The organism is Dictyobacter kobayashii (assembly GCF_003967555.1).
GTDB lineage: Bacteria > Chloroflexota > Ktedonobacteria > Ktedonobacterales > Ktedonobacteraceae > Dictyobacter > Dictyobacter kobayashii.
Genome location: NZ_BIFS01000001.1, coordinates 3,555,047 through 3,574,998 on the forward strand (window position 1 = coordinate 3,555,047; position 19,952 = coordinate 3,574,998).

23 protein-coding genes are annotated in these 19,952 nt (G+C 49.6%); 11 read left to right on the top strand and 12 right to left on the bottom strand.

What is annotated here, in order from left to right; translation table 11 throughout:
• Nucleotides 1-17: 17 nt before the first annotated feature.
• The gene (locus EL645_RS41000; protein WP_218031864.1) at nucleotides 18-509 is read right to left on the bottom strand and encodes an ABC transporter ATP-binding protein; all 492 of its coding nucleotides are present in this window, start codon (nucleotides 507-509) and stop codon (nucleotides 18-20) included.
• Complete coding sequence (locus tag EL645_RS15600) at nucleotides 484-1,221, bottom strand: TetR/AcrR family transcriptional regulator (protein ID WP_161977388.1); 738 nt, start codon at nucleotides 1,219-1,221, stop codon at nucleotides 484-486. Before EL645_RS15600 ends, EL645_RS41000 begins: the two co-directional genes overlap by 26 nt.
• A 212-nt stretch (nucleotides 1,222-1,433) precedes the next feature.
• Here EL645_RS15600 and EL645_RS15605 point away from each other — a divergent pair, with 212 nt between their 5' ends.
• Nucleotides 1,434-3,557 carry a thioredoxin domain-containing protein gene (locus EL645_RS15605; protein WP_126551378.1) on the top strand — a complete coding sequence of 708 codons (2,124 nt, stop codon included), beginning with the start codon at nucleotides 1,434-1,436 and terminating at the stop codon, nucleotides 3,555-3,557.
• Nucleotides 3,558-3,598: 41 nt separating this feature from the next.
• Here EL645_RS15605 and EL645_RS41005 read toward each other — a convergent pair whose 3' ends face one another.
• Nucleotides 3,599-3,928 carry a universal stress protein gene (locus EL645_RS41005; protein WP_371865680.1) on the bottom strand — a complete coding sequence of 110 codons (330 nt, stop codon included), beginning with the start codon at nucleotides 3,926-3,928 and terminating at the stop codon, nucleotides 3,599-3,601.
• On the bottom strand, nucleotides 3,865-4,317 hold the full coding sequence (locus EL645_RS41010) for a universal stress protein (RefSeq protein ID WP_126551380.1): 453 nt from the start codon (nucleotides 4,315-4,317) through the stop codon (nucleotides 3,865-3,867). Before EL645_RS41010 ends, EL645_RS41005 begins: the two co-directional genes overlap by 64 nt.
• A gap of 607 nt (nucleotides 4,318-4,924) precedes the next feature.
• Here EL645_RS41010 and EL645_RS15620 point away from each other — a divergent pair.
• Together EL645_RS15620 and EL645_RS15625 are read left to right on the top strand one after the other, a co-directional pair.
• Entirely contained in the window at nucleotides 4,925-5,623 is a 699-nt protein-coding gene (locus tag EL645_RS15620; RefSeq protein ID WP_126551381.1) for a sigma-70 RNA polymerase sigma factor region 4 domain-containing protein, read from the top strand.
• Nucleotides 5,624-5,757: 134 nt separating this feature from the next.
• A complete protein-coding gene (locus EL645_RS15625) occupies nucleotides 5,758-6,576 on the top strand; it encodes an anti-sigma factor (RefSeq protein ID WP_126551382.1) in 819 nt (272 codons plus the stop codon).
• 66 nt (nucleotides 6,577-6,642) lie between these two features.
• Here EL645_RS15625 and EL645_RS15630 read toward each other — a convergent pair whose 3' ends face one another.
• A complete protein-coding gene (locus EL645_RS15630) occupies nucleotides 6,643-6,933 on the bottom strand; it encodes a Dabb family protein (RefSeq protein WP_161977390.1) in 291 nt (96 codons plus the stop codon).
• A 598-nt stretch (nucleotides 6,934-7,531) separates the two neighbouring features.
• On the opposite strand from EL645_RS15630, the gene EL645_RS44190 reads away from it, so the two are divergent.
• Both EL645_RS44190 and EL645_RS15635 read left to right on the top strand, forming a co-directional pair.
• The gene (locus tag EL645_RS44190) at nucleotides 7,532-7,657 is read left to right on the top strand and encodes a hypothetical protein (protein WP_281276308.1); all 126 of its coding nucleotides are present in this window, start codon (nucleotides 7,532-7,534) and stop codon (nucleotides 7,655-7,657) included.
• A 104-nt stretch (nucleotides 7,658-7,761) separates the two neighbouring features.
• Nucleotides 7,762-8,370, top strand: coding sequence for a hypothetical protein (locus EL645_RS15635; RefSeq protein WP_126551384.1), 609 nt, complete (start codon nucleotides 7,762-7,764; stop codon nucleotides 8,368-8,370).
• Here EL645_RS15635 and EL645_RS15640 read toward each other — a convergent pair.
• On the bottom strand, nucleotides 8,367-8,687 hold the full coding sequence (locus tag EL645_RS15640; protein ID WP_126551385.1) for a hypothetical protein: 321 nt from the start codon (nucleotides 8,685-8,687) through the stop codon (nucleotides 8,367-8,369). The two genes, EL645_RS15635 and EL645_RS15640, sit on opposite strands and share 4 nt — an antisense overlap.
• 12 nt (nucleotides 8,688-8,699) lie before the next feature.
• On the opposite strand from EL645_RS15640, the gene EL645_RS15645 reads away from it, so the two are divergent.
• From EL645_RS15645 to EL645_RS45465, 6 genes are all read left to right on the top strand, one after another.
• Complete coding sequence (locus EL645_RS15645; protein WP_136625221.1) at nucleotides 8,700-11,276, top strand: RHS repeat-associated core domain-containing protein; 2,577 nt, start codon at nucleotides 8,700-8,702, stop codon at nucleotides 11,274-11,276.
• A gap of 116 nt (nucleotides 11,277-11,392) precedes the next feature.
• Entirely contained in the window at nucleotides 11,393-11,578 is a 186-nt protein-coding gene (locus EL645_RS15650; RefSeq protein ID WP_126551387.1) for an LPXTG cell wall anchor domain-containing protein, read from the top strand.
• 179 nt (nucleotides 11,579-11,757) lie between these two features.
• The gene (locus tag EL645_RS45460) at nucleotides 11,758-12,540 is read left to right on the top strand and encodes an RHS repeat-associated core domain-containing protein (protein WP_126551388.1); all 783 of its coding nucleotides are present in this window, start codon (nucleotides 11,758-11,760) and stop codon (nucleotides 12,538-12,540) included.
• A 370-nt stretch (nucleotides 12,541-12,910) separates the two neighbouring features.
• Nucleotides 12,911-13,540 (top strand): RHS repeat domain-containing protein, encoded by a 630-nt coding sequence (locus EL645_RS15660; protein WP_503827028.1) that lies wholly within the window; start codon nucleotides 12,911-12,913, stop codon nucleotides 13,538-13,540.
• A 378-nt stretch (nucleotides 13,541-13,918) separates the two neighbouring features.
• Complete coding sequence (locus EL645_RS15665) at nucleotides 13,919-14,506, top strand: hypothetical protein (RefSeq protein WP_126551390.1); 588 nt, start codon at nucleotides 13,919-13,921, stop codon at nucleotides 14,504-14,506.
• A gap of 703 nt (nucleotides 14,507-15,209) precedes the next feature.
• Nucleotides 15,210-15,452 carry an RHS repeat-associated core domain-containing protein gene (locus tag EL645_RS45465; protein WP_371865733.1) on the top strand — a complete coding sequence of 81 codons (243 nt, stop codon included), beginning with the start codon at nucleotides 15,210-15,212 and terminating at the stop codon, nucleotides 15,450-15,452.
• A gap of 49 nt (nucleotides 15,453-15,501) precedes the next feature.
• On the opposite strand, the gene EL645_RS44195 is transcribed toward EL645_RS45465, so the two are convergent.
• The 6 genes from EL645_RS44195 to EL645_RS15695 form a co-directional block, all read right to left on the bottom strand.
• Entirely contained in the window at nucleotides 15,502-15,633 is a 132-nt protein-coding gene (locus tag EL645_RS44195; RefSeq protein WP_281276309.1) for a hypothetical protein, read from the bottom strand.
• Between the two features lie 149 nt (nucleotides 15,634-15,782).
• Nucleotides 15,783-16,097: a GlsB/YeaQ/YmgE family stress response membrane protein gene (locus tag EL645_RS15675; RefSeq protein WP_126551391.1), complete on the bottom strand. Its 315-nt coding sequence runs from the start codon at nucleotides 16,095-16,097 to the stop codon at nucleotides 15,783-15,785.
• 250 nt (nucleotides 16,098-16,347) lie between these two features.
• Nucleotides 16,348-17,664, bottom strand: a complete 1,317-nt coding sequence (locus tag EL645_RS15680) for an ABC transporter permease (protein ID WP_126551392.1) — start codon at nucleotides 17,662-17,664, stop codon at nucleotides 16,348-16,350.
• Nucleotides 17,661-18,443, bottom strand: coding sequence for an ABC transporter ATP-binding protein (locus EL645_RS15685; protein WP_126551393.1), 783 nt, complete (start codon nucleotides 18,441-18,443; stop codon nucleotides 17,661-17,663). Before EL645_RS15685 ends, EL645_RS15680 begins: the two co-directional genes overlap by 4 nt.
• A complete protein-coding gene (locus EL645_RS40340; protein ID WP_176599841.1) occupies nucleotides 18,440-18,697 on the bottom strand; it encodes a hypothetical protein in 258 nt (85 codons plus the stop codon). The genes EL645_RS15685 and EL645_RS40340 overlap by 4 nt, the downstream gene beginning before the upstream one ends.
• Nucleotides 18,694-19,707, bottom strand: coding sequence for an efflux RND transporter periplasmic adaptor subunit (locus EL645_RS15695; RefSeq protein WP_126551394.1), 1,014 nt, complete (start codon nucleotides 19,705-19,707; stop codon nucleotides 18,694-18,696). Before EL645_RS15695 ends, EL645_RS40340 begins: the two co-directional genes overlap by 4 nt.
• Nucleotides 19,708-19,952: the final 245 nt, after the last annotated feature.

The following is a 19,952-nucleotide window of genomic DNA, read 5'->3' on the forward strand; positions in this document are numbered from 1 at the left end:
ATTGAACTCTTGCTGGTTCAAGGGTCCAGTCCACTGGTTGGCTCATCCAGAATGAGGAGTTGTGGTTTGTGCATAAAGGCCTGGACCAGGCCAATTTTCTGTTTATTGCCGCGCGAATAGGTATGAAAGCGTTTGCTGGGATCAAAATCCAGCCGCTCGATTAATTGCCTGACATTATTTTGGTCGACACCACCGCGCAGGTGGCCCAGGTAGCTGAGAATTTGCGCTCCTGTTAAATTGGGATCAAAAGAGAATTCTCCAGGCAGATAACCCACCAGTCGTTTGATCTGCGTGGCCTGGGACCAGCAGTCCAGCCCACCGATCGTAGCCTGCCCGGCAGTTGGCTTGAGAAATCCCATCAGGGTGCGTATCGTCGTCGTTTTCCCGGCTCCGTTGGGACCCAGAAAGCCAAAGACTTCGCCTTCCGCGATGTTAAATGTGACAGCGCGAATGCCGCGTTGTTTCCCATAGGTTTTGGTCAGGTTATTGACTTGAATCAGGTCGCTCATTACCTGTCTCCTTCTGCAGATATTCCTCTGCTGTATTCATAAGTTGATTAAAACGATTGGATGATTCGCGTTTTTCTGCATCGTCAGGATGGCGTATCTCAAAGGTTCGGCGCACGGCCTCGGCCGCCATGGCAGCCCTCTCTTCAAGCGAAATCTGGTATTCATCGGGCATAAAGCGGTCGCTCATCAAGAAGCCGAGCGCTATGGCTTCGAGCATATACACCTGCGTTTTGATCGGAATATCTTTGCGGATCAATCCTTGCTGCTGCATATACAATAAGTAGGTATTAAAATCCTCAAGCTGTTGGTGCAGGTTTGCCTGGTTCAGTTGTGTATGGATTAAATCCCCAAGCACATCTGTATCGCGCAGCATGATGGCCTTTATGAGCGGATTGCGCAAGGCCCATAACATGGAATGTTTGACCATGCTATAGAGCGTTATGCCTCCAGGCTCATTCTCCATTGCCTGCCGGGCTTGCTGTAAGGCAACGACCTTCTCGCGCATAATCAAGGCCATAAAAAGATCTTCTTTGGTCTTCCAGTGCAGGTAGATAGTGCCCTTGGCCACCCCAGCCTGCCTGGCGATATCATCGATGGTCGTTTTTTTATAGCCCCAGCGCTGCAATAGCTCTGATGCGGCCTCCAGAATACGATTGGCGCGCTCCTGGTGTTTACCCGGTTCTGCTTGTTCATCACTGCGGTTCTCTACCACTTGTCTCCTCCTCAATATTCCAGCTTCTTTGACATTGATGACCACATGACTAAAAATACATAATCAGTCATATGTTTCTATTAAAGAGTATAATTATAAATTTCAAAAAAGCAAGAGGCAAGCAAGGGATCGTTATTTGCGTTTCGTATTTCGCCGTTTGTGTCGTACAATGACCATGGTGCAATTGTGTCTGATTCCACAGGAGTATTTTTATGAGTGAGAGTCAAAGTTCCTACAAGCATACCAACCGCCTCATTAATGAGACGAGTCCATATTTGTTGCAGCATGCCCACAATCCCGTGGATTGGTATCCCTGGGGTGATGATGCCTTTGCGAAGGCTCGTCAGGAGGACAAGCCAATCTTATTGAGTGTAGGCTATTCGGCCTGTCACTGGTGCCATGTGATGGAGCGCGAGTCATTTGAGAATGAGCAGATCGCGGCCTTAATGAATATGCATTTTGTCTCAATCAAGGTTGACCGCGAGGAGCGCCCTGATATCGATGCTATTTATATGCAGGCGGTTCAGGCCATGACCGGTCAGGGTGGTTGGCCGATGACGATGTTTTTAATGCCTGATGGTCGCCCTTTTTATGGTGGAACCTATTATCCTCCCCAGGATCGACGTTATGGGCAGCAGGTGATGCCTGGTTTCCCACGCGTCCTGATGAGTATCGCAGATACCTTTGCGCATCAGCGGCCGGAATTAGAGGAGCAGGCTACCCAGGTGGCGGAACATCTCAATCGTCGTGGTGGGGTGCTGGCCCGTATAGACAAGGCTGCTGGCTCGCCAGTGTTGGATAGCTTGCTGAACGCTGAGCAACACTTGATTGAGGACTTTGATGCTCGCTATGGTGGTTTTGGAGGGGCCCCCAAGTTTCCCAATACGATGGCGCTGGAATTCCTTTTGCGCATGCATCTGCATCATCAATCTGGTCAGGTGGATGTTCCCGCAGGTGAGCAATTGCCCACTGCCCTGGAAGTGGTTGAAACATCTTTGCAGCGCATGGCGGCCGGTGGCATCTATGATCAATTGGGTGGGGGCTTTCATCGCTATTCAGTGGATGAGAAGTGGTTGGTGCCGCATTTTGAGAAGATGTTATATGATAATGCTCTGCTGAGCCAGCTTTACTTGCATGCCTATCTGGTGACTGGCAACGAGCTCTACCGGCGTGTAGTCGAGGAGACGTTGGATTATGTGGTACGCGAGATGACGGCGCCTGAGGGTGGCTTCTACTCTACCCAGGATGCGGATAGTGAGGGTGTTGAAGGCAAGTTTTTTCTCTGGTCACAGGAAGAGATCGAACGTGCCCTCGCACCTCAGGATGCTGCCCTGTTTATGGCCTACTATGGCGTGAGCCGGCATGGCAATTTTGAGGGCAAGAATATTCTAAATCGGGTCCAGGATGAGCAGGTGGCGGCACAGAAAGCGCAGCTCGATCTGGCGGCTTTGCGCGAGTCTTTGCAGCGTAGCCGTAGCACATTGTTTCGCCTGCGCGAGCAGCGTATCAAGCCAGCCCGCGATGAGAAAGTGCTTACTTCCTGGAACGGTTTGATGTTGCGCAGCTTTGCTGAAGCCGCCCGCTATTTGCAGCGTGCCGACTATCTCCAGATTGCTGAGCGCAACGCTGATTTCTTGCTGACCACCCTGCGTCATGATGGCCGGCTCTTGCGTACTTTCAAGGATGGTCGGGCCAGGTTGCAGGGCTACCTTGAAGACTATGCTTTCCTGGCTGATGGATTATTGGCCCTGTATGAAGCCAGTTTTGATACACGCTGGTTCGTGGAGGCCCGCACCCTGATGGATCAGGCCATTCAGCTCTTCGCCGATGAGCAGGGCGGCTTTTTTGACACTGGCATAGATCACGAGACCCTGATCAGCCGTCCTAAAGATATTATGGATAATGCTACCCCGGCGGGCAATAGTGTGGCGGCGGATGTCTTGTTGCACCTGGCGGCCTTTACTGGTGAGGATACCTATCGTCAACGCGCCGATGACTACCTCCAGCCATTGGCAGAGATTATGGTACAGCATCCCCAGGCCTTTGGACATGTGTTGTGTGCGGTGGATTTTGCCCTTTCGCCGGTGAAAGAATTGGCTGTGCTGGGCACGGCGCAAAACGCTGATACGCAGGAGTTATTGGCCTGTATCAATGCTCGCTATCTGCCACAAAGTGTACTGGCCTGCGCCCAACCTGAAGATCAGCAGGCCAGTACCGTGATCCCTTTGCTGGCTGATCGGCCGCTTAAAGATCAACATGCCACAGCCTACGTATGTCAGAATTTTGCCTGTCAGGCTCCTGTTACGACTCCAGCCGCTCTGGCTGCCCTACTATAGCTGTTTATCTTGAACCACTACGGCGCTAGTGTTTTGTATCGTTAATCGTTGATATAGCGCGCCTCGCCCTGGATCTCACGGCGGCAGAGTAGACCTTTGCTGGCCAGTTGTTCCAGGGCTTTTTCTGCGGCTTTGATCTCTTGTACACCAACCTCTTTCTTCTGTGGTAGTGGAAATAGATCGGCCACCTCTCTGGCTGTCAGTACTGTCAGAGAACTGCTATGCTCGTTAAGATGTTGCTTGATGGCCTGTTCATACCATGGGATGAGCTCATGAGGCTGGAGAGGAATGGTCGGCAATACAACCATTACCGGACAGGGAGCCAGCTTGAGAACGCGTCGCGATGTACTGCCCAATAATATGCGGCGCAAGCGGTTGCGCCAGCCATCCCCCGGCTTCCTACCACAATCAGATTAATATGCCGCTCACGTGCTACCCGCACTATCTCCTCGGCCGGTGAACCGACACTGGTCATCATCTCGATGCGCTGCAGATCAAATCCTAAATGTCCCAATGTCGCGCGGGCTTTCTTAAGAACTTCTTCCGCATGCTTTTTCTGGTCGCCGGTAGGGGGAATGAAGGCATATTGCTCCGTAAAATGACCTGGATACTCTGTGATGATGTGGGTACTCGGTATGGCATGCAGAAGAAAAATATGAAACGGGGTGTCTGACTCAAACAGATCACCCACTGCGCGGATTGCACACTGCGTAGTAATAGAAAAGTTGGTATCGATTCCAAGCAAAATACGCTTGTCCATAGGAACGCCACCACCTTTTTGTGTGACGGTTCACTTTTTTCCTGTTGAGTACTGCATTGTGTAGATTGGGCTTTAACTGTACTCTTATGTATGTATTCATTATACCTTTTTTGAAAAGAAGGGGCAAGAAATGGGACAAATGACATATCACCCGCGCTCTGAAGGTGATCTATACTGATTGACAGGGTGGATCGCAGTTGTTTTATCGCCAATGTTTTTACCTCTTAACATATTTTTAACAGTGTGACAAAAAAACATTTTATGCGATAAAAAGAATAGAGGGAGTATCTGTCTTATATCGATATTTATCCTTCTAATCACTACAAACGTCAGATCTATATTTCTGTTTACCAGTTGGTAACGGAAAGAGAGAATGATTATATATCTGCCCACTTGCAGGCAGCATACTGTTGGACTGGCCTGTTGTCTGGTTGGTGGACTTTACCTGTAGAAAAGATTTATCTTTCTTTTAAGCAAAAAAGATGGGATTTTAGACATAGCATGTGGGGCATTTGATAAAGCACAACAATTTGCGTCTACTAATATAGCGAAAAACGAAAAGGTATATCGTGTTTCAGCTAAAGCTGGAGGGGAATAGATTAAAGCAATGAATATCGAAATAGAAAAGCCGATTGGCGAAATGACCCTGACGACCCTGACAGAATGCTGTATACGTGAAATGAGTAAGTATCGCCGGAAGGAACCCTGCGACGACAGTTATTGCCTGGAAATCTTTCGACGCGCGGTTCAACTGCGGGATAATGACGCATGGATTGTACTACAGCGGCAGTTCAGTGATAATGTGCGTTTGTGGTTGGGTGGACATTCACATCGTGAATTGGCCTTGCGCTATGAGGCGGAACAGACGTATGTGGATGATGCATTTCGCCGCTTCTGGCAAGCGGTCAGTGATCAATCTCTCACCTTCTCGACGGTTGCTAGCGCCTTGAGCTATTTACGGCTCTGCCTGCATTGCGCCATTATGGATACGCTACGTGCCTTTGCGCGTGCCAATGTAGAGCGCATGCCTGATTATGGGCATCCTGACGAGCCACAGGTAGAGGATCGCTATCATGAGAATGAGCTATGGGAAACCATAAAAAGTATCCTGCCAGGAGAGCGCGAGCAGCGCGTTGCTTATTTACACTTTCACTGTAACCTCAAGCCACGGGAAATCATTCGCTATTGTCCTGGTGAGTTTCAGTGTGAAGAAGAGATCTATCGTCTCAAACGCAACATCATGGAACGTATTCTGCGCAACGCAGATAAGATTCGCTGGAAATTAGACGGGAGCATGTCTGCTTAACGGCGGCATGCTCTCTCTGCAGTTCCTGAAATGATGGCGCGAAAAATATCTTTCTCAGCGTTTTTATACAGTGAAAGACTAAATCATTGTAAAAAATCTATTTAAACGAAGTGATCTTACATGAAGGACCAGGAATGATGGATTGCCTGTGTTTAGTTGCTCCTAAAGACGAGGAATTATTGCGCTATACCCTTGATGGGGAAGCTTTGCCAACGGCGGCAAAAGAGCATTTAGTGGATTGTATTATTTGTCAGCAACGACTTAATAGCTATACCTACGCTAATAATTTTTTGCTGTCCCAACTTTATCGCTGTCAGTGTCCCGATATGACTGTTTTAAGTCACTATTGCATTGGGCTGTTGTCTGCGCATGAGGAAGACGAGATCAGAGCACATGTGGAGTCATGCCCTGTGTGTGCCACTGATATCGCTGAAATGCGTAGTTTTCTGGGCTCGCCTGCGCCTGTTATGAGTTCTGATCTGCCTCTCCCCTTTTCTGTGGACACCCAACCAGTTAGCGTGGATTTCTCATCCTGCCAACCCCCTATCGCCCTTCAGCCGCAAACCTCGCATGTACGCGTCTGGCCATATCTGCATCAGACCGATAACGCGCTCCTCTCATTGTATGTAAAACGAGATTATGAGTCTGGGATTACCTTTTACGGATCTTTATTACCGAAAAGTGATGAAGATGACCCGGCTATATTTGCGGATATGAAAATTGAACTTTATTATGCTATGTCCGCTAGTGATGTAGAAGACAATCCAAATGACTATTCTATCTATGCCGAGCAGCGACCGAGCGATTATATGCAGCAGCCAGTATTTTCTACCCTGGTTGATGGACAGGGCATGTTTATATTTAAGGCTATACCAGCTGGTAAGTATCTAATGATTGTTTATTTGCCCGAGACCGCCCTGGTAATAGAGAAGTTGCGCATTGAAGAGAATTGAACGTTGAGGGCAAAAAAGGATCTGGTTTAGGGATCCAGATCCTTTTTTGTGTCGGGTTGGTTGCGCTTAGTGCGCCAGATCAAACTCAATCAGATTCGCACATAATTGCATGATCTCTTTAACCACTGTCTGGTGGGCGGGATGTGGCAGGTACGCCTTCAAGTGTTCCATATCCTCAAACTGCATGATCATTCCATAGCTATAACCCTGGGTATGCTGACCAAGGTTTTTCCCAACCTGCACGTCCTGGATGCCTGGGATAAGCTGTTTGAGCGCCCTTACCTGCTCAAGGACTGTTTGTATTTGTTCGGGTGTGGCCTCTGGTTTTGGTTGTACTAACACAACATGTGTAATCATAATATGATCCTCCATCTGAGTAAATTGTGGACCTATGAAGTCCCTCTTAATTACGTTTGATGGAGGTATCTTTTGGACAAATTGGGAGCCGCGAGCTCATCTATGCTGTGATTTGCCAAACGTTTTAGCCGCCTCGGACACAATAGGGTTCAAAAAAAAGTTGGATATGATATGCAATTAGCGTGCTACATCACGTACCATCTCACATGTGCTCAATGACGATATCCTTTCTGTCGTACCAAAGCAGGCAGTTTTTTCGTTGAAGTGCGTTTACCACACATGACATGGCTGCCATTCGTTTTTCTGGTGACTGTCTGTTCTTATCATTTTCATGACCTCTTTTCTCCTTTATTGCGGTCACTGACCTTCTGATTGTAAACTCATCTATTTTATGTATATTAGAGTAAGATAAGAATTATTAGAGAATTATATCTAATTATTGACATGTATCTTTTTTTACATTATATTTGAGAAAGCAGTAATAAGTGAAAGACAATCTATGACTCTTTCTCTTGATTTGGTTCTGGTGCTTTCATATTTTATCAACTTTTATTTTACATGTTTTGTCAAAAAATATCCCTAATGCGCGAATGACAGGATGTCGACCATTCACCCCGGTATCCAGGAGCCGCTGGTTGTCCAAAAGGAATGGAGACCAGCCAGGGAGCAGCATGCCTCCACCGCGGTACGCATGCCGGCTCATTGTGTGCCCTGGTGCCAGTGAGATGCAGCGCCGTATTTCGACAACGTGTGTGCTGAGAGGATAGAGGCACTCCCCCTCTGCTGCTGCTTTTTTGAATAGGTATAACGAGAAAAGGATTTCACTCTATGGATCGTTTTTCGGCGACCCTTGTGCCTGAAGCTATCCCTTCGACAAATGCTCCTGTGACAGCGAAGCAGACCTCGCCATTCTGGTCATCGCTCTGGCGGCTCTTGCTGGTCCTCAGCCTGGCGACAGGGGCGATCTTAACCACCGTGGTCGCATCCGTTCCCTCGGCCTACGCGGCGACCGCGAACGAGGCGCTCCCGCAGACCAGTCTGCCCGCGACCTATAGCGGGGTGCGCAACCCGACGCGGAACGTACCGGTTCCCACGAACGTCCACGATACCAGTTCGCACATCTCTCCCTTCAAACCGAAAACACAGGCAAAAATGGCGACGCCTGCCGCCTCACCGGTCAGCAGCGGCACACCACTCAACGGCCTGGGTGACTCGTCGCTCTACACGTTTATCGACAAATCCCTTTCCGATCACCTGGATCTGAAGGTCAACGTCGCCAACGGCAACCTGGTCCTACACACGGCGGAGCTGCAGATCTCGGGCCGGGGCTCAACAACACGATCGGCGGCTACTACAACAGCCAGTCGAACTGGTGGCTGGCCGATCACGGGACCAACTGGAACTTCACCACCGGTCGCGGAGCCTCCCTGTATTTAGATGATCTCTCCACCACCGGCGGCATCACGCTGAACTTGCCGACGGGCCTCAAGGCTTACTTCGCTCCCGATGGCAAAGGCGGTTTCAAAGATGCTCCCAGCCTGAACGCGACGCTGTTGCCCCTGAATGGGGGCGTCTACACCCTGCAGTTCCACCAGACCGGCGAGCGCTGGCTGTTCAACCAGTGGGGCACGCGCTACGAGGTGCTGGACAAGAACAACAACCAGCTCGAATATAGCTACCTGGACAACGGCGACTGGACCGGAGCGACCGACACGCAGGGACGCACCGTGAGCGCCACCCAGAACAGCAACCACCAGGTGACGAAGGTGGTCGACAATACTGTGGTTGGCGGCAAGACGCGCACTATCACTTACGGGTACGATGCTCAGTCGAATCTGACCAGCATCACCGATGCCAACAACAAGCAGACCATCTTTACCTATGACGGGAACTCGGAGCTGCTCACCATCAAGGACCCGCTGGGACGCACGACGACGATCACCTATGGCTCAAACGGCCAGGTGGCCACCATCACCGATGCCAACAACAAGCAGATGACCTTTACGTATAACAGCGGCAATACCGTGGTGAAAGACGTGAACAGCCATTCCACCACCTATACGTACCAGGCCAACCTGCAGGTGACCTCGACCAAAGACGCGCTGGGCCATAGCACCAGCAGCACCTTTGACGCCACCTCCTACAACGTTAATACCTACCAGGATGCGATCACATCCGATGGACCAACCAGTTTCCAGTATAATAGCAGCAACAACATGGTCTCGCAGGTCAAAGATCCGACCGGGGCCACGACCAAATACAGCTATTCACCGCTCTCGGGCGGCCAGCAGCAGAACGTGCAGTATCTGCCCACCACCTCAACGGATGCGCAGAGCAATGTGAAGACGAATAACTACGACAATTATGGCAACCTGTTGTCTCAGGCTGATACGACCGGGAGCAAGAGCAATGGCAGCAAGCTGCAGTATTCCTACAATCAGGACGGCACGCCATCTGGTAGTGAGGATGCCAATGGCAATACCACGCTCTATGGTTACGACGGTCAGGGGAATCTGACCTCGGTCACGCCGCCCGCCCCCATGGGCAAGACGACGATGACCTACGACGCCCTGAGTCGTTTGAGCACGGAGACCGACGGCAACGGCAACACGACGACCTATACCTATGACGTCTTCGATCGCGTGCTCAGCACCATCTACAACCAGGGAACCGGCTCGGCCCGCACGTTCACGTATAGCTACGACGATGATGGCAACACGCTGACCCAGAGCGATCCCACCGGAACCACCTCGTTCACCTATGACGTGCTCAATCGGCAGACCAACAAGCAGATCCCGGGTGGTCCCACCATCGTCAGTACCTTTGACAATATCGGCAACCTGACCAGCCTGAACGACGGCACCGGTCTGACCAAATACGGCTACAACGAAGTCAACCTGATGACGACGTTGACCGATCCAGGAAGCGCCGTCACCAACTATGGGTACGATAACGCGAACCGCAAGAACTGCATTATCTATCCCAACGGCACCGGCATGCTCATGAGCTACGACGCGGCTGGCCGCCAGGTGAGCAACCAGGGCGGCAAGATGAACGGGAGCCAGTGCAGCACGTCCAGTAACGTCAGCACGAACTACACAGGTTACACCTACAACTATGGCCCCTCCAATGGGTCCACGGAGGTGATGAAGAGCGCGGTGATCCACAGCGCCAACAACTATACCCAGTACGCGACCTGGAACTACCAGTACGACACGCTCAATCAGTTGACGGATGTCAATAACGGCGTGCAGCACTGGGCCCTGAGCTATGACGCCAACGGGAACCTGAAGACCAGGCAGTATACTGGAGCTTCTAGCAACGTGGCGACGTATAGTAACTATAACGCGGACAACGAGCCGACGGGGGCGACCAGCACCGGCAGCTATGCAGGCCAACCGACTTCGGGCAGTGCCACCTATGCGTATGATGCCGATGGGAATCTGACGTCGATCACCAATGGCAGCGATGGTCGTGGAGCGCTCTCTTACGCCCAGACGCACAGCTATAACAACGCGAACCAGGATGTGAGTGGCACCGGCACGGCGTCAGGCTCGACGCAGAGCTATAGCTACGGCTACACAGGCATCGGCCAGAGCGAGCGCACCACCAACAATGGGACCAGTACGGTCTACACCGGCCTGGGCCTGAGCACGGAAAAGACAGGAGGCACGACCTACGAGTACGTCCGCTGCAGCTGCGGTCTGCTCAACAGCGAGCGCACCTCGGCGGGCAAGGTCTACTACTATCTCTTCAACGGACAGGGCTCAATCGTGGGCATGACTGACAGCGCGGGTAACCTGGTGGCCAGCTACGACTATGATCCCCTCGGCAGCATCTCCGGTAGCAACGTGCAGAGCGGAATCGTTAACCCCTGGCAGTACGCCGGCGGCTACTACGATAGCACCACCGGCCTCACCAAATTCGGCATCCGGTACTACGATCCCATCTTCGGCCGCTGGACCCAGCGTACGCCCGTTGGTGGTACCCTGCAGGAGACGCTCAAAGCCAACCCGTATGTGTATGCGGATAATAATCCTGTCAATGAGATTGATCCGAGTGGAAAGGATGGAATTTATTCTCAAACTTTTACTGATCATAGTTGGGTCGTCACATTTACATATTATTGGTGGGGGATTACTGCTAAGTTGAATGAGGGAGCTACAGAAGCTTTTGAGGCTGGTAATGGTGCAGTTGCTTTTGGTGGCCCTATAGGGGCGTTTATTGGTGGCAGTTTGGGGGTAACAGCACTTTTAGAGGATAGCCTATGTGGAAACCATGGCATTCTTATTACCATCCAAGATCTTGCGGTTTTGCCAGAAATAAATGGAGTTGGATGTTAACAATAAAACGGTGACACTATTGCCTCAAACTCTAATACATTTTGATTTGGTAGCCTACGCGATTCGCAGAGTCTAATTTGCCCCTGCGAATCACGAGGAGAAAGGAGTATTTAATAATGAAACGCTCATGGAATAAAGTTATTCTTGGTATGATTTCTATTGTTGGTCTTATTTTTGAGGTTATTGCGATTATTAACAGTCTTATAGGTAAAACTGGCACAAAAAATGAGATAATAATCATTATTGGTTTTATTCTCATTTTTGTACCTACTCTTCTGCTCTTTTGGCGCAAACCAAAGTGAACTTCTCCACTTCTGTAGAGTAAAGAAACCTTAGGATATGCTATCTTGCGAAAGTGCAGAGATTATGCAGAAATCTTAGAGACGTATACGATTGAATCTAAACGAGAAGCGGTGCGGTTTGCCCCGACGAGCGAGAAGTTGGGGCAAACCCACACCTATAATAAGTGTGAAACCAGGATGTGAGTGGCATCGGCACGGCGTCAGGCTCGACGCAGAGCTATAGTTACGGCTACACGGACATCGGCCAGACGGAGCGCACCACCAACAATGGGACCAGCACGGTCTACACCGGCCTGGGCCTGAGCACTGAAAAGACAGGAGGCACGACCTACGAGTACGTCCGTTGTAGCTGCGGTCTGCTCAACAGTGAGCGCACCTCGGCGGGCAAGGTCTACTACTACCTCTTCAACGGGCAGGGCTCGATTGTGGGCATGACCGACAGCGCAGGTAACCTGGTGGCTAGCTACGACTATGATCCCCTCGGCAGCATCTCCGGCAGCAACGTCCAGAGCGGAATCGTCAACCCCTGGCAGTATGCCGGTGGCTACTACGACAGCACCACCGGGCTGACCAAGTTCGGCATCCGGTACTACGATCCCATCTTCGGCCGCTGGACCCAGCGCACGCCCGTTGGTGGTACTTTGCAGGAAACACTCAAACCCAACCCGTATACCTATGCCGATAACGATCCTGTCAACTATACTGACAGAGGAGGTGCGGATTGGCGACAAGACTTTTCCCGCAATTTTGGAAACTGGGGTTCATGTGTATCTGGAGGTGTAGATGATTTTTCTCATGGTTTAGCTGGTCTTGCTTGGACAGCTACAATCATAACCGGGATTCTTGCAGGAGTAGGGGCAGAACCTGCTGCAGCCGTAGGGGCAGGAGTAGTCACCGGACTTGGTGCCTTTCTTGGGGGCTATTGTTTCGGCTATGCTATTGATAAAGCATATAACGGCTAACAAATCATTATAACAAGGGTAGAGCTTCCTTTTCCTGAAAAGACGGAAGCTCTACTTTCAAAAAGAGGGCAAGAAATGAAAGAACGAAAAATTTCACTAAGTATTAGTGGTGTACTAATTCTCGCCGGCATATTCATCATGCTACTAAGTAGCATTCCTACGTTTAAATACATAGGTAATCTACTTTTTATCGCTGGATTCATTTGGTTGCTTTTTTACATATTTAAAGGATCCTCAACCCCCTCAAATAAAAAAACATGGTTTTTGATAGGATTATTCTTAATAGCAATAGCGTGCGGGGGTTTTTTATTTTACTTCTTCCGTCCATGATAGTGGAGCAATATTTTATACAATATAGCATTAACAAATAATTGCTTGTTTTTGTAAAGGGGAAGAAAGCGAGCGCACCTCGGCCGGCAAGGTCTACTCCTACCTGTTCAACGGGCAGGGCTCGATCGTGGGCATGACCGACAGCGCAGGTACCCTGGTGGCCAGCTATGACTTCGGCCCCTTCGGCGGCGTGGCTGGCAGCACCGTGCAGAGTGGGATCTACAACCCCTGGCAGTATGCCGGTGGCTACTACGACAGCACCACCGGGCTGACCAAGTTCGGCATCCGGTACTACGATCCCATCTTCGGCCGCTGGACCCAGCGCACGCCCGTTGGTGGTACTTTGCAGGAAACACTCAAACCCAACCCGTATACCTATGCCGATAATGACCCTGTCAATGAAGTGGATAGAAATGGTAAGGACCCCAGTTTCCTCAAGCAGTTAGCGATTTGTTTGATCAGTGAGGCTGTAGTTTCTACTACTATAGTGGCAGGTCTGGCTGGCATAATTGGTGCATTTTATCTAACTGGACCGGTAGCTGCTTTAGCAGTGCTCGCAGGAGGAGGGGCTTTTCTAGGAGGAGTACTTGGCGCTCTACTAATAAAGTTACAGGGTGTTTGCGATGTTTTGGATCAGATAGTACCTGACATCGAACACTATTTTAGTTAGTTTGAAACGCAGATGAAAGATCAAAGATAGCTGAAATTAATTTCAACTATCTTTGATCAGAAAATTTGAAAGTGTGCTGTTTGATTGCCGCTGGTTGTATAGTTATACAGAAATTGTCTTTATGAAAGGCTGATATGGACAGAAGAGATAAAGCTTTAGGATATTTGTCAATTGCTGCTATTTGCGATGTATTTGGAATAATTTTATCCCTTATCCTTTATGGACTTTCTCAAGGGACATTGAAAAATATATCAATCATCGTGATTTTATTCTTAATTTTGTCTCTGATTGTTTTTCTTTTTCTATATAGACGTGTGAAAAGAATATCTTAACGCTAGCGTTTTGCCATAGGGAATTACCAATGCTCCACTTTCGATCGTGGGCATGACCGATAGTGCGGGTAACCTGGTAGCCAGCTACGATTACGATCCCCTCGGCAGCATCTCCGGCAGCAACGTGCAGAGCGGAATCGTCAACCCCTGGCAGTATGCCGGAGGCTCCTACGACAGTACCGCCGGCTCACCAAATTCGGGGTCCGCTCCTACGATCCCATCTTCGGCCGCTGGACCCAGCGTACCCGCCGTTGGCGGGACGCTGCAGGAGACACTCAAGGCCAATCCGTATGAGTATGCTGATAATAATCCTGTCAATGAGATTGATCCAAATGGGCAAATTTCCTTTTTCTGTAATGTTACAATTGCTTTTTTTGGATTTACAACAGGTTTAGAATTTTCAGGTATCATTGCATCAGTAGAGGTCGCAGGTTGGGTAGCTGCTGGCATAACTGCATCGCTAGTTGCATCATTAAGCGTTTTTGGCCCTGCTGGAACAGCTGTTGGAGCTGTTTTAGGTGCAGCAGTAACTGCTATATTATTTGGTGTTATAGCCTATGAAACCTATCAATTCGCTAATACTCTTGCCGGGAGTATTGGAACTATTAAAGGAGTTTGTAGCCGGTATCCATAACCACGACTAATTCAATCTATGCAATTTTACAATGATTCATTGTAAAATTGCATAGATTGATCTAACTTACTTTGAACCAAATATCATTCAGTGAAATCTTATTCGAGAGGAAAGAAATATGCGCGTTCATTTCGATATAATTCAATGGATCTTGCTACTTATGACTTTAACGGCAGGATTTTTTATGTTTTTAGCCATCATTATTTTTCGTTCATTGCCATTATTTAATGATATTGGACTTATAGCATTGATTTTTTTTGCAACATTTTGTATTTATAGTGGTTATTCGGATAGCCACAACTCTGTTGCGGATACTAATAAAAATATTTGGTACACGCGTAAAATTTCATGGGCTGGTTTTATGATTTTGTTGTTTATAATAATCGTATTGATAAATCGATTAATTTTTTAACACTTTAGAAAATTCGGAATACTAGGATCATTATAGTGGACAGCATACGTGCGCTGTAGCTGCGGTCTGCTCAACAGCGAGCGCACCTCAGCGGGCAAGGTCTACTCCTACCTGTTCAACGGGCAGGGATCGATTGTGGGGATGACCGACAGCGCAGGTAATCTGGTGGCCAGCTACGATTACGATCCCCTCGGCAGCATCTCCGGCAGCAACGTGCAGAGTGGAATCGTCAACCCCTGACAGTATGCCGGCGGCAACTACGACAGCACCACCGGCCTGACCAGGCTCGGTATCCGGTACTACGATCCCATCTTCGGCCGCTGGACCCAGCGCACGCCCGTTGGTGGTACCTTGCAGGAGACGCTGAAGGCCAACCCGTATGAGTATGCCGATAATAATCCTGTTAATAATGTTGATCCACATGGTAAAGCCGGGCTGCCAAATGGCATAAAAGGCTGCATCGGAGGCGCTTTGTTAGGTATTATTGGATGGGATCAAGTGTCAGAAACAACATTGCGCGCTTTCTTCGGCTGAGCCCTCGCCGCCCTTGGCTCAACTTTTTTAGGAGATGTCTTTGGGCCACTTATTGCTCAAATTTATTCAACAGATCCTGGTATTTCATGTTGATTGCGGTGATTGTTATCAGTGTTAGATCATAGCTATCAATGGCTGGAACGTCATTGGCTTTGATCGACTTACTGTCGACAATCATCACACTGGGTTCGATCTCACGGCCAATGTAGTGACTCTATTGCTTTGCCTATTTCCCATGATGACAGATTTTAGCGCGATCGCTATCAAGCAGACAAACTGATCATTGGTTTTGGCTAAATACAATGAGCCCAACATAGCCTACAATCTGTTCTATCGGCGACTGCCTCCCGAGAGCAATTGTAGTATGGCAACAAAAATGGCGGCCCCAATGAAGGAGATGAAGATGCTGCCACAGAAATGAAACGTGCCCAGATCCAGCGCGCTGGCCAGGATGGCTCCAATGACTGAACCAACCAGTCCTACTACGATATTGCCGATGCAGCCATAGCCGCGGCCACGTACGACTGTGCCTGCCAGGGCACCCGCGATCAATCCTACCAATAGCCAGGCAATAAGGTTGCCTGGTTGTAGTATATCTGTAATATGTATGGTTGTGATATGGATCGGCTGAATTATAACGTGCATTTCTGTCTCTCCTCTTGCAGCTTCGCTGTTGATGACATAGGAAAAAGCGCGTAGATACGATATTAAGAATGGTGTTATGAAAAATCATTAAAGATGGCAACGTGCATAGGCAGATGCTTATCTTTATTACTGTGGTGTATACGTAGAAAGAAACGCAGGGTTACAGGATTTGGCTAACGAACATTGAGGAGACTATGCTAGAGGTTATTGACAGCGGCCCTCAGATAGGAACCGCCGTCAATAATACATATCATTCAGTCCTGAGCGCGTTAATGGGGTCCATCCTCGCTGCTCGTTGAGCAGGATAGAAGCCGAAGACGATACCAACCACTGCGGCAAAGGCGAATGAGAGTAAGATGGCTAATGGATCAATGACCAGCGGCTGTGCGGTCACCAATGAGCTGACAAAGGCTCCCAGCACACCTATGGCGATCCCTACGATACCTCCCAGGGCACTGAGTATCAGGGCTTCGATCAGGAATTGAGCCATTACGTCGCTAGGATAAGCTCCCAGGGCAATGCGAATACCAATTTCACGTGTGCGCTCGGTTACCGATACCAGCATGATGTTCATAATGCCGATACCACCGACCAGCAATGAGATGGCGGCCACGCTGATCAAGAGAATGGTCAGGGATTCAGCGGCCGTCTGGACGGTTTGCAGGAGCTGGCCCTGATTCTGGATCGTGAACTCACTGGCATCGTGTCGCCCCTGTAAAAATTGTTGTACATTGGCCTGTACGTCCGTGACATTCTGTCCCTGGCTTACCAGAACCGTGATGGCGATTGCTCTCTGGCCGCCACCAAGACGATTTTTGGCTGTGCTAAATGGGATGTAGACGACGTCATCGGCATTGGTGGCGCCATTTGCACCTTTAGTGGCCAGGACGCCAACGACGGTGAAGGTCGATGAACCGATACGAATCTGCCGTCCCAGCGGGTCGATTCCCTGGGCCGTAAACAGATTATCGACTACCGTTTGCCCTAATACCGCAACTGAGGCATTGCTTTGCTCATCGGCACTGGTAAAGAAGTTGCCCTCTTGCAGTTGCCAGCTACCTATCTGTTGGTAATTCGGATAAACGCCCTGCACACTGGTTGACCAGTTCTGGTTCTGGTAAATTACCTGTCCATTTACATTGACCGTAGGGCTGACTGCCGCTAAACCGGGCACCTGGCTGGCCAGATCATCGGCATCGCTTTGCGTGAGTATTTGTTGCGTTCCTGCTCCCTGACGGACGCCGCCAGTGCTGGCGCTACCACCACGGATATTCAACTGATTGGGATTCAGCGTTGAGAGACGTCCATTGATGGTCGCGGCATTGCCTTCGCTGGTCGCTACCATCATAATGACGGCAGCTACGCCGATAATGATACCCAGCGAGGTTAGCAGTGAGCGCAGCTTGTTGGCACGCAAGGCTTCAATCGCACTACTGAGGCTCTGGACCAGTGCATAACTACTGCGGCCGCGCCGTCGCTGTGTGTGTTTGATGGGTGGCATTATCTGTGCCGCGGCCGGCTGCCTTGTCGGCGTATCTTTGCGGTCCTGTTGTTTTGATATGCTCATGGTTGCACCTGCTCTGTAGCTGTATGCTTAGAGAGTTGTTCCCTGGCATTCAGTGGTTGCGGATTAGCCAGATCATCAACCACTCGACCATCCCGGAAAATAACTTTTCGCTGGCAATAGTCGGCGATATCCTGTTCATGGGTAACCAGCACAATTGTCATGCCACGTGCATTCAGCTCTTGCATAATACGCATAATTTCCAGGCTCGTATGCGAATCTAGATTTCCCGTTGGTTCGTCGGCCAGGATCAGCGAGGGTGAGGTTACCAGCGAGCGCGCAATGGCTACACGCTGCTGCTGGCCACCTGACAATTCCATCGGACGGTGATTGGCGCGCGAACTTAGATCGACCAGGGATAGGGCCCGTTTAGCGCGTGCCTGGCGCTCTTCTTTTGAAATGCTCGCGTAGACCAGTGGTAGCTCTACATTGGCCTGGGCAGACATCCAGCGCAACAGATTGAAGCTTTGAAAGATAAAGCCAATCTTCTGGTTGCGTACATCTGCCAGCTCTGTATTGCTCATCTGCCCTACGGATACCCCGTCTAGAATGTATTCACCACGCGTCGGTCTATCCAGGCAGCCTAGAATGTTCATAAAGGTCGATTTGCCTGAACCTGATGGACCCATGATGGCTACAAACTCACCATGTTTGATCTCTAGATTTACTCCACGCAGGGCCGGCACTACTGTCCGGCCCATTGTGTAGTATTTGTTCAGAGAACGGATCTGGATACGGGTAGCGCTTTTTTTCTGGGTTGCTTGTGGATCGGCCTCTATCATTGACCACGACCTCCGCCAAAGCCGCCAGTACCACCACCATTGCCGCCATTGCCACCACGACCGCCACCGAAGCCGCCGTTGCCACCACCAAAGCCACCATTACCACCACCGAAGCCACCAGCGCCGCCTGTGCGTTGTGTGCCGGTGGTGGTGCTCTGCGTACTGCCGCCTGTGGCATTGGTTACTACCTGGTCACCTTCATTCAAACCTGAGATAATCTGGGTGTATTGGCCATCACTTAAGCCTGTCGTCACCAGAACGGGGTCAACACGCCATTTTGCAATTCCAGTACGATGCCCTGTTTACCTGTGCTGGAGGATGAACTGCTACCAGCATTATTGCCTTGCTGATTGAATCCGTTGCGCAACGCACGCAATGACTGACGGCTAATGTAGCCATTCTGTAAGGCTGTCGTTGAGAAGGTAAGGGCGGCTGCTGGTACGCGCAGGACATTGGTTTGTTGCGCCGTGATAATGTTTACTGTTGCCGTCATTAACGGTAGCAAGTGAATGTTATTTAGCGAGCTCATTGTGACGTTCAAGTTGACCGGGTACGTTACAACTCCGGAGCTGGATTGCCCGATGGTCTCGATTGAAGCAACCGTGGCCTGAAATGTTGAGTTAGGGTAGGCGGCGACGGTGAACTGTGCCGGCTGCCCGACCTTGACATTACCAATGTCTGATTCATTAACCTGGGCCGCAATTTGTAGCGAGCTAGTATCGGTCAGCACGATAAATGCACTTGAGCCACTACCACTACTGCTGCTGGCATTATTATTTCCACTGCCAACGGCTGTACCAACATAACCATTGATAGCTGCCACCGTCGCGTTGGCCGGGGCGGTCAATGTGGTCAATGCGGTGCTGTTCTGCTGCGAATTGGTAGGCGTAATCACTGCTAGTTGCTGGCCCGCTTTAACTTGATCTCCCACTTTTACATTGATCTGACTGACCTGTCCATTGGTGGTGAAATTCAAATTATATGTTGCCCTGGCCTGGACAGGACCTGTAGCAGAGATTTGTTGCGCGATGTTACCCGTAGTTACGGTCGCCTGGGTATAGCTGATGGAGACTTTTTGGGTGGAGCGCCAGTAGAGAAAGGCGCCAGCAGCCAGGATGATCACCAGCAAGATAATCAATATGATCACTAACGTCTTGGGGCGCTGGCGTTTCTGTTGTTGTTGAACCTCATCAAAGTTGAAAGCGTCCTCTTCATCTGCTTCATTGAAGAGTGGTTGTTCTTGTATCTCTACATCTTCAGCCATTGTTTGTCCCTACTTTTATTAAACTATTGGATTTTTCACTCGTTCGCATCAAACAAAAATATCGAATCAGGCAATAAAGGTCTATCTGTGAATAGACCCAGCAATATATTAGCATGTATAATTCAAGAAAAAGCTTAAATTTTGTAAAGAAAAGAGGACTCAAATTGTAAAAAATGTATGAAGACTGACTGTACTTTTGTGCATTGTCGATAAGAAGGCAGTGTGATAGGCTAAGTCTGTAGAAC

What these genes read in the sequence shown, in the direction of transcription:
- EL645_RS15605 (WP_126551378.1), top strand. Translation starts at nt 1,434, where the DNA reads ATGAGTGAGAGTCAAAGTTCCTACAAGCATACCAACCGCCTCATTAAT.
- EL645_RS15680 (WP_126551392.1), bottom strand. Translation starts at nt 17,664, where the DNA reads ATGAGCATATCAAAACAACAGGACCGCAAAGATACGCCGACAAGGCAG.
- EL645_RS15630 (WP_161977390.1), bottom strand. Translation starts at nt 6,933, where the DNA reads ATGATTACACATGTTGTGTTAGTACAACCAAAACCAGAGGCCACACCC.
- EL645_RS15625 (WP_126551382.1), top strand. Translation starts at nt 5,758, where the DNA reads ATGATGGATTGCCTGTGTTTAGTTGCTCCTAAAGACGAGGAATTATTG.
- EL645_RS15635 (WP_126551384.1), top strand. Translation starts at nt 7,762, where the DNA reads ATGGATCGTTTTTCGGCGACCCTTGTGCCTGAAGCTATCCCTTCGACA.
- EL645_RS41000 (WP_218031864.1), bottom strand. Translation starts at nt 509, where the DNA reads ATGAGCGACCTGATTCAAGTCAATAACCTGACCAAAACCTATGGGAAA.
- EL645_RS41010 (WP_126551380.1), bottom strand. Translation starts at nt 4,317, where the DNA reads ATGGACAAGCGTATTTTGCTTGGAATCGATACCAACTTTTCTATTACT.
- EL645_RS44190 (WP_281276308.1), top strand. Translation starts at nt 7,532, where the DNA reads ATGTCGACCATTCACCCCGGTATCCAGGAGCCGCTGGTTGTCCAAAAG.
- EL645_RS15695 (WP_126551394.1), bottom strand. Translation starts at nt 19,707, where the DNA reads ATGGCTGAAGATGTAGAGATACAAGAACAACCACTCTTCAATGAAGCA.
- EL645_RS15675 (WP_126551391.1), bottom strand. Translation starts at nt 16,097, where the DNA reads ATGCACGTTATAATTCAGCCGATCCATATCACAACCATACATATTACA.
- EL645_RS15620 (WP_126551381.1), top strand. Translation starts at nt 4,925, where the DNA reads ATGAATATCGAAATAGAAAAGCCGATTGGCGAAATGACCCTGACGACC.
- EL645_RS15650 (WP_126551387.1), top strand. Translation starts at nt 11,393, where the DNA reads ATGAAACGCTCATGGAATAAAGTTATTCTTGGTATGATTTCTATTGTT.
- EL645_RS15685 (WP_126551393.1), bottom strand. Translation starts at nt 18,443, where the DNA reads ATGATAGAGGCCGATCCACAAGCAACCCAGAAAAAAAGCGCTACCCGT.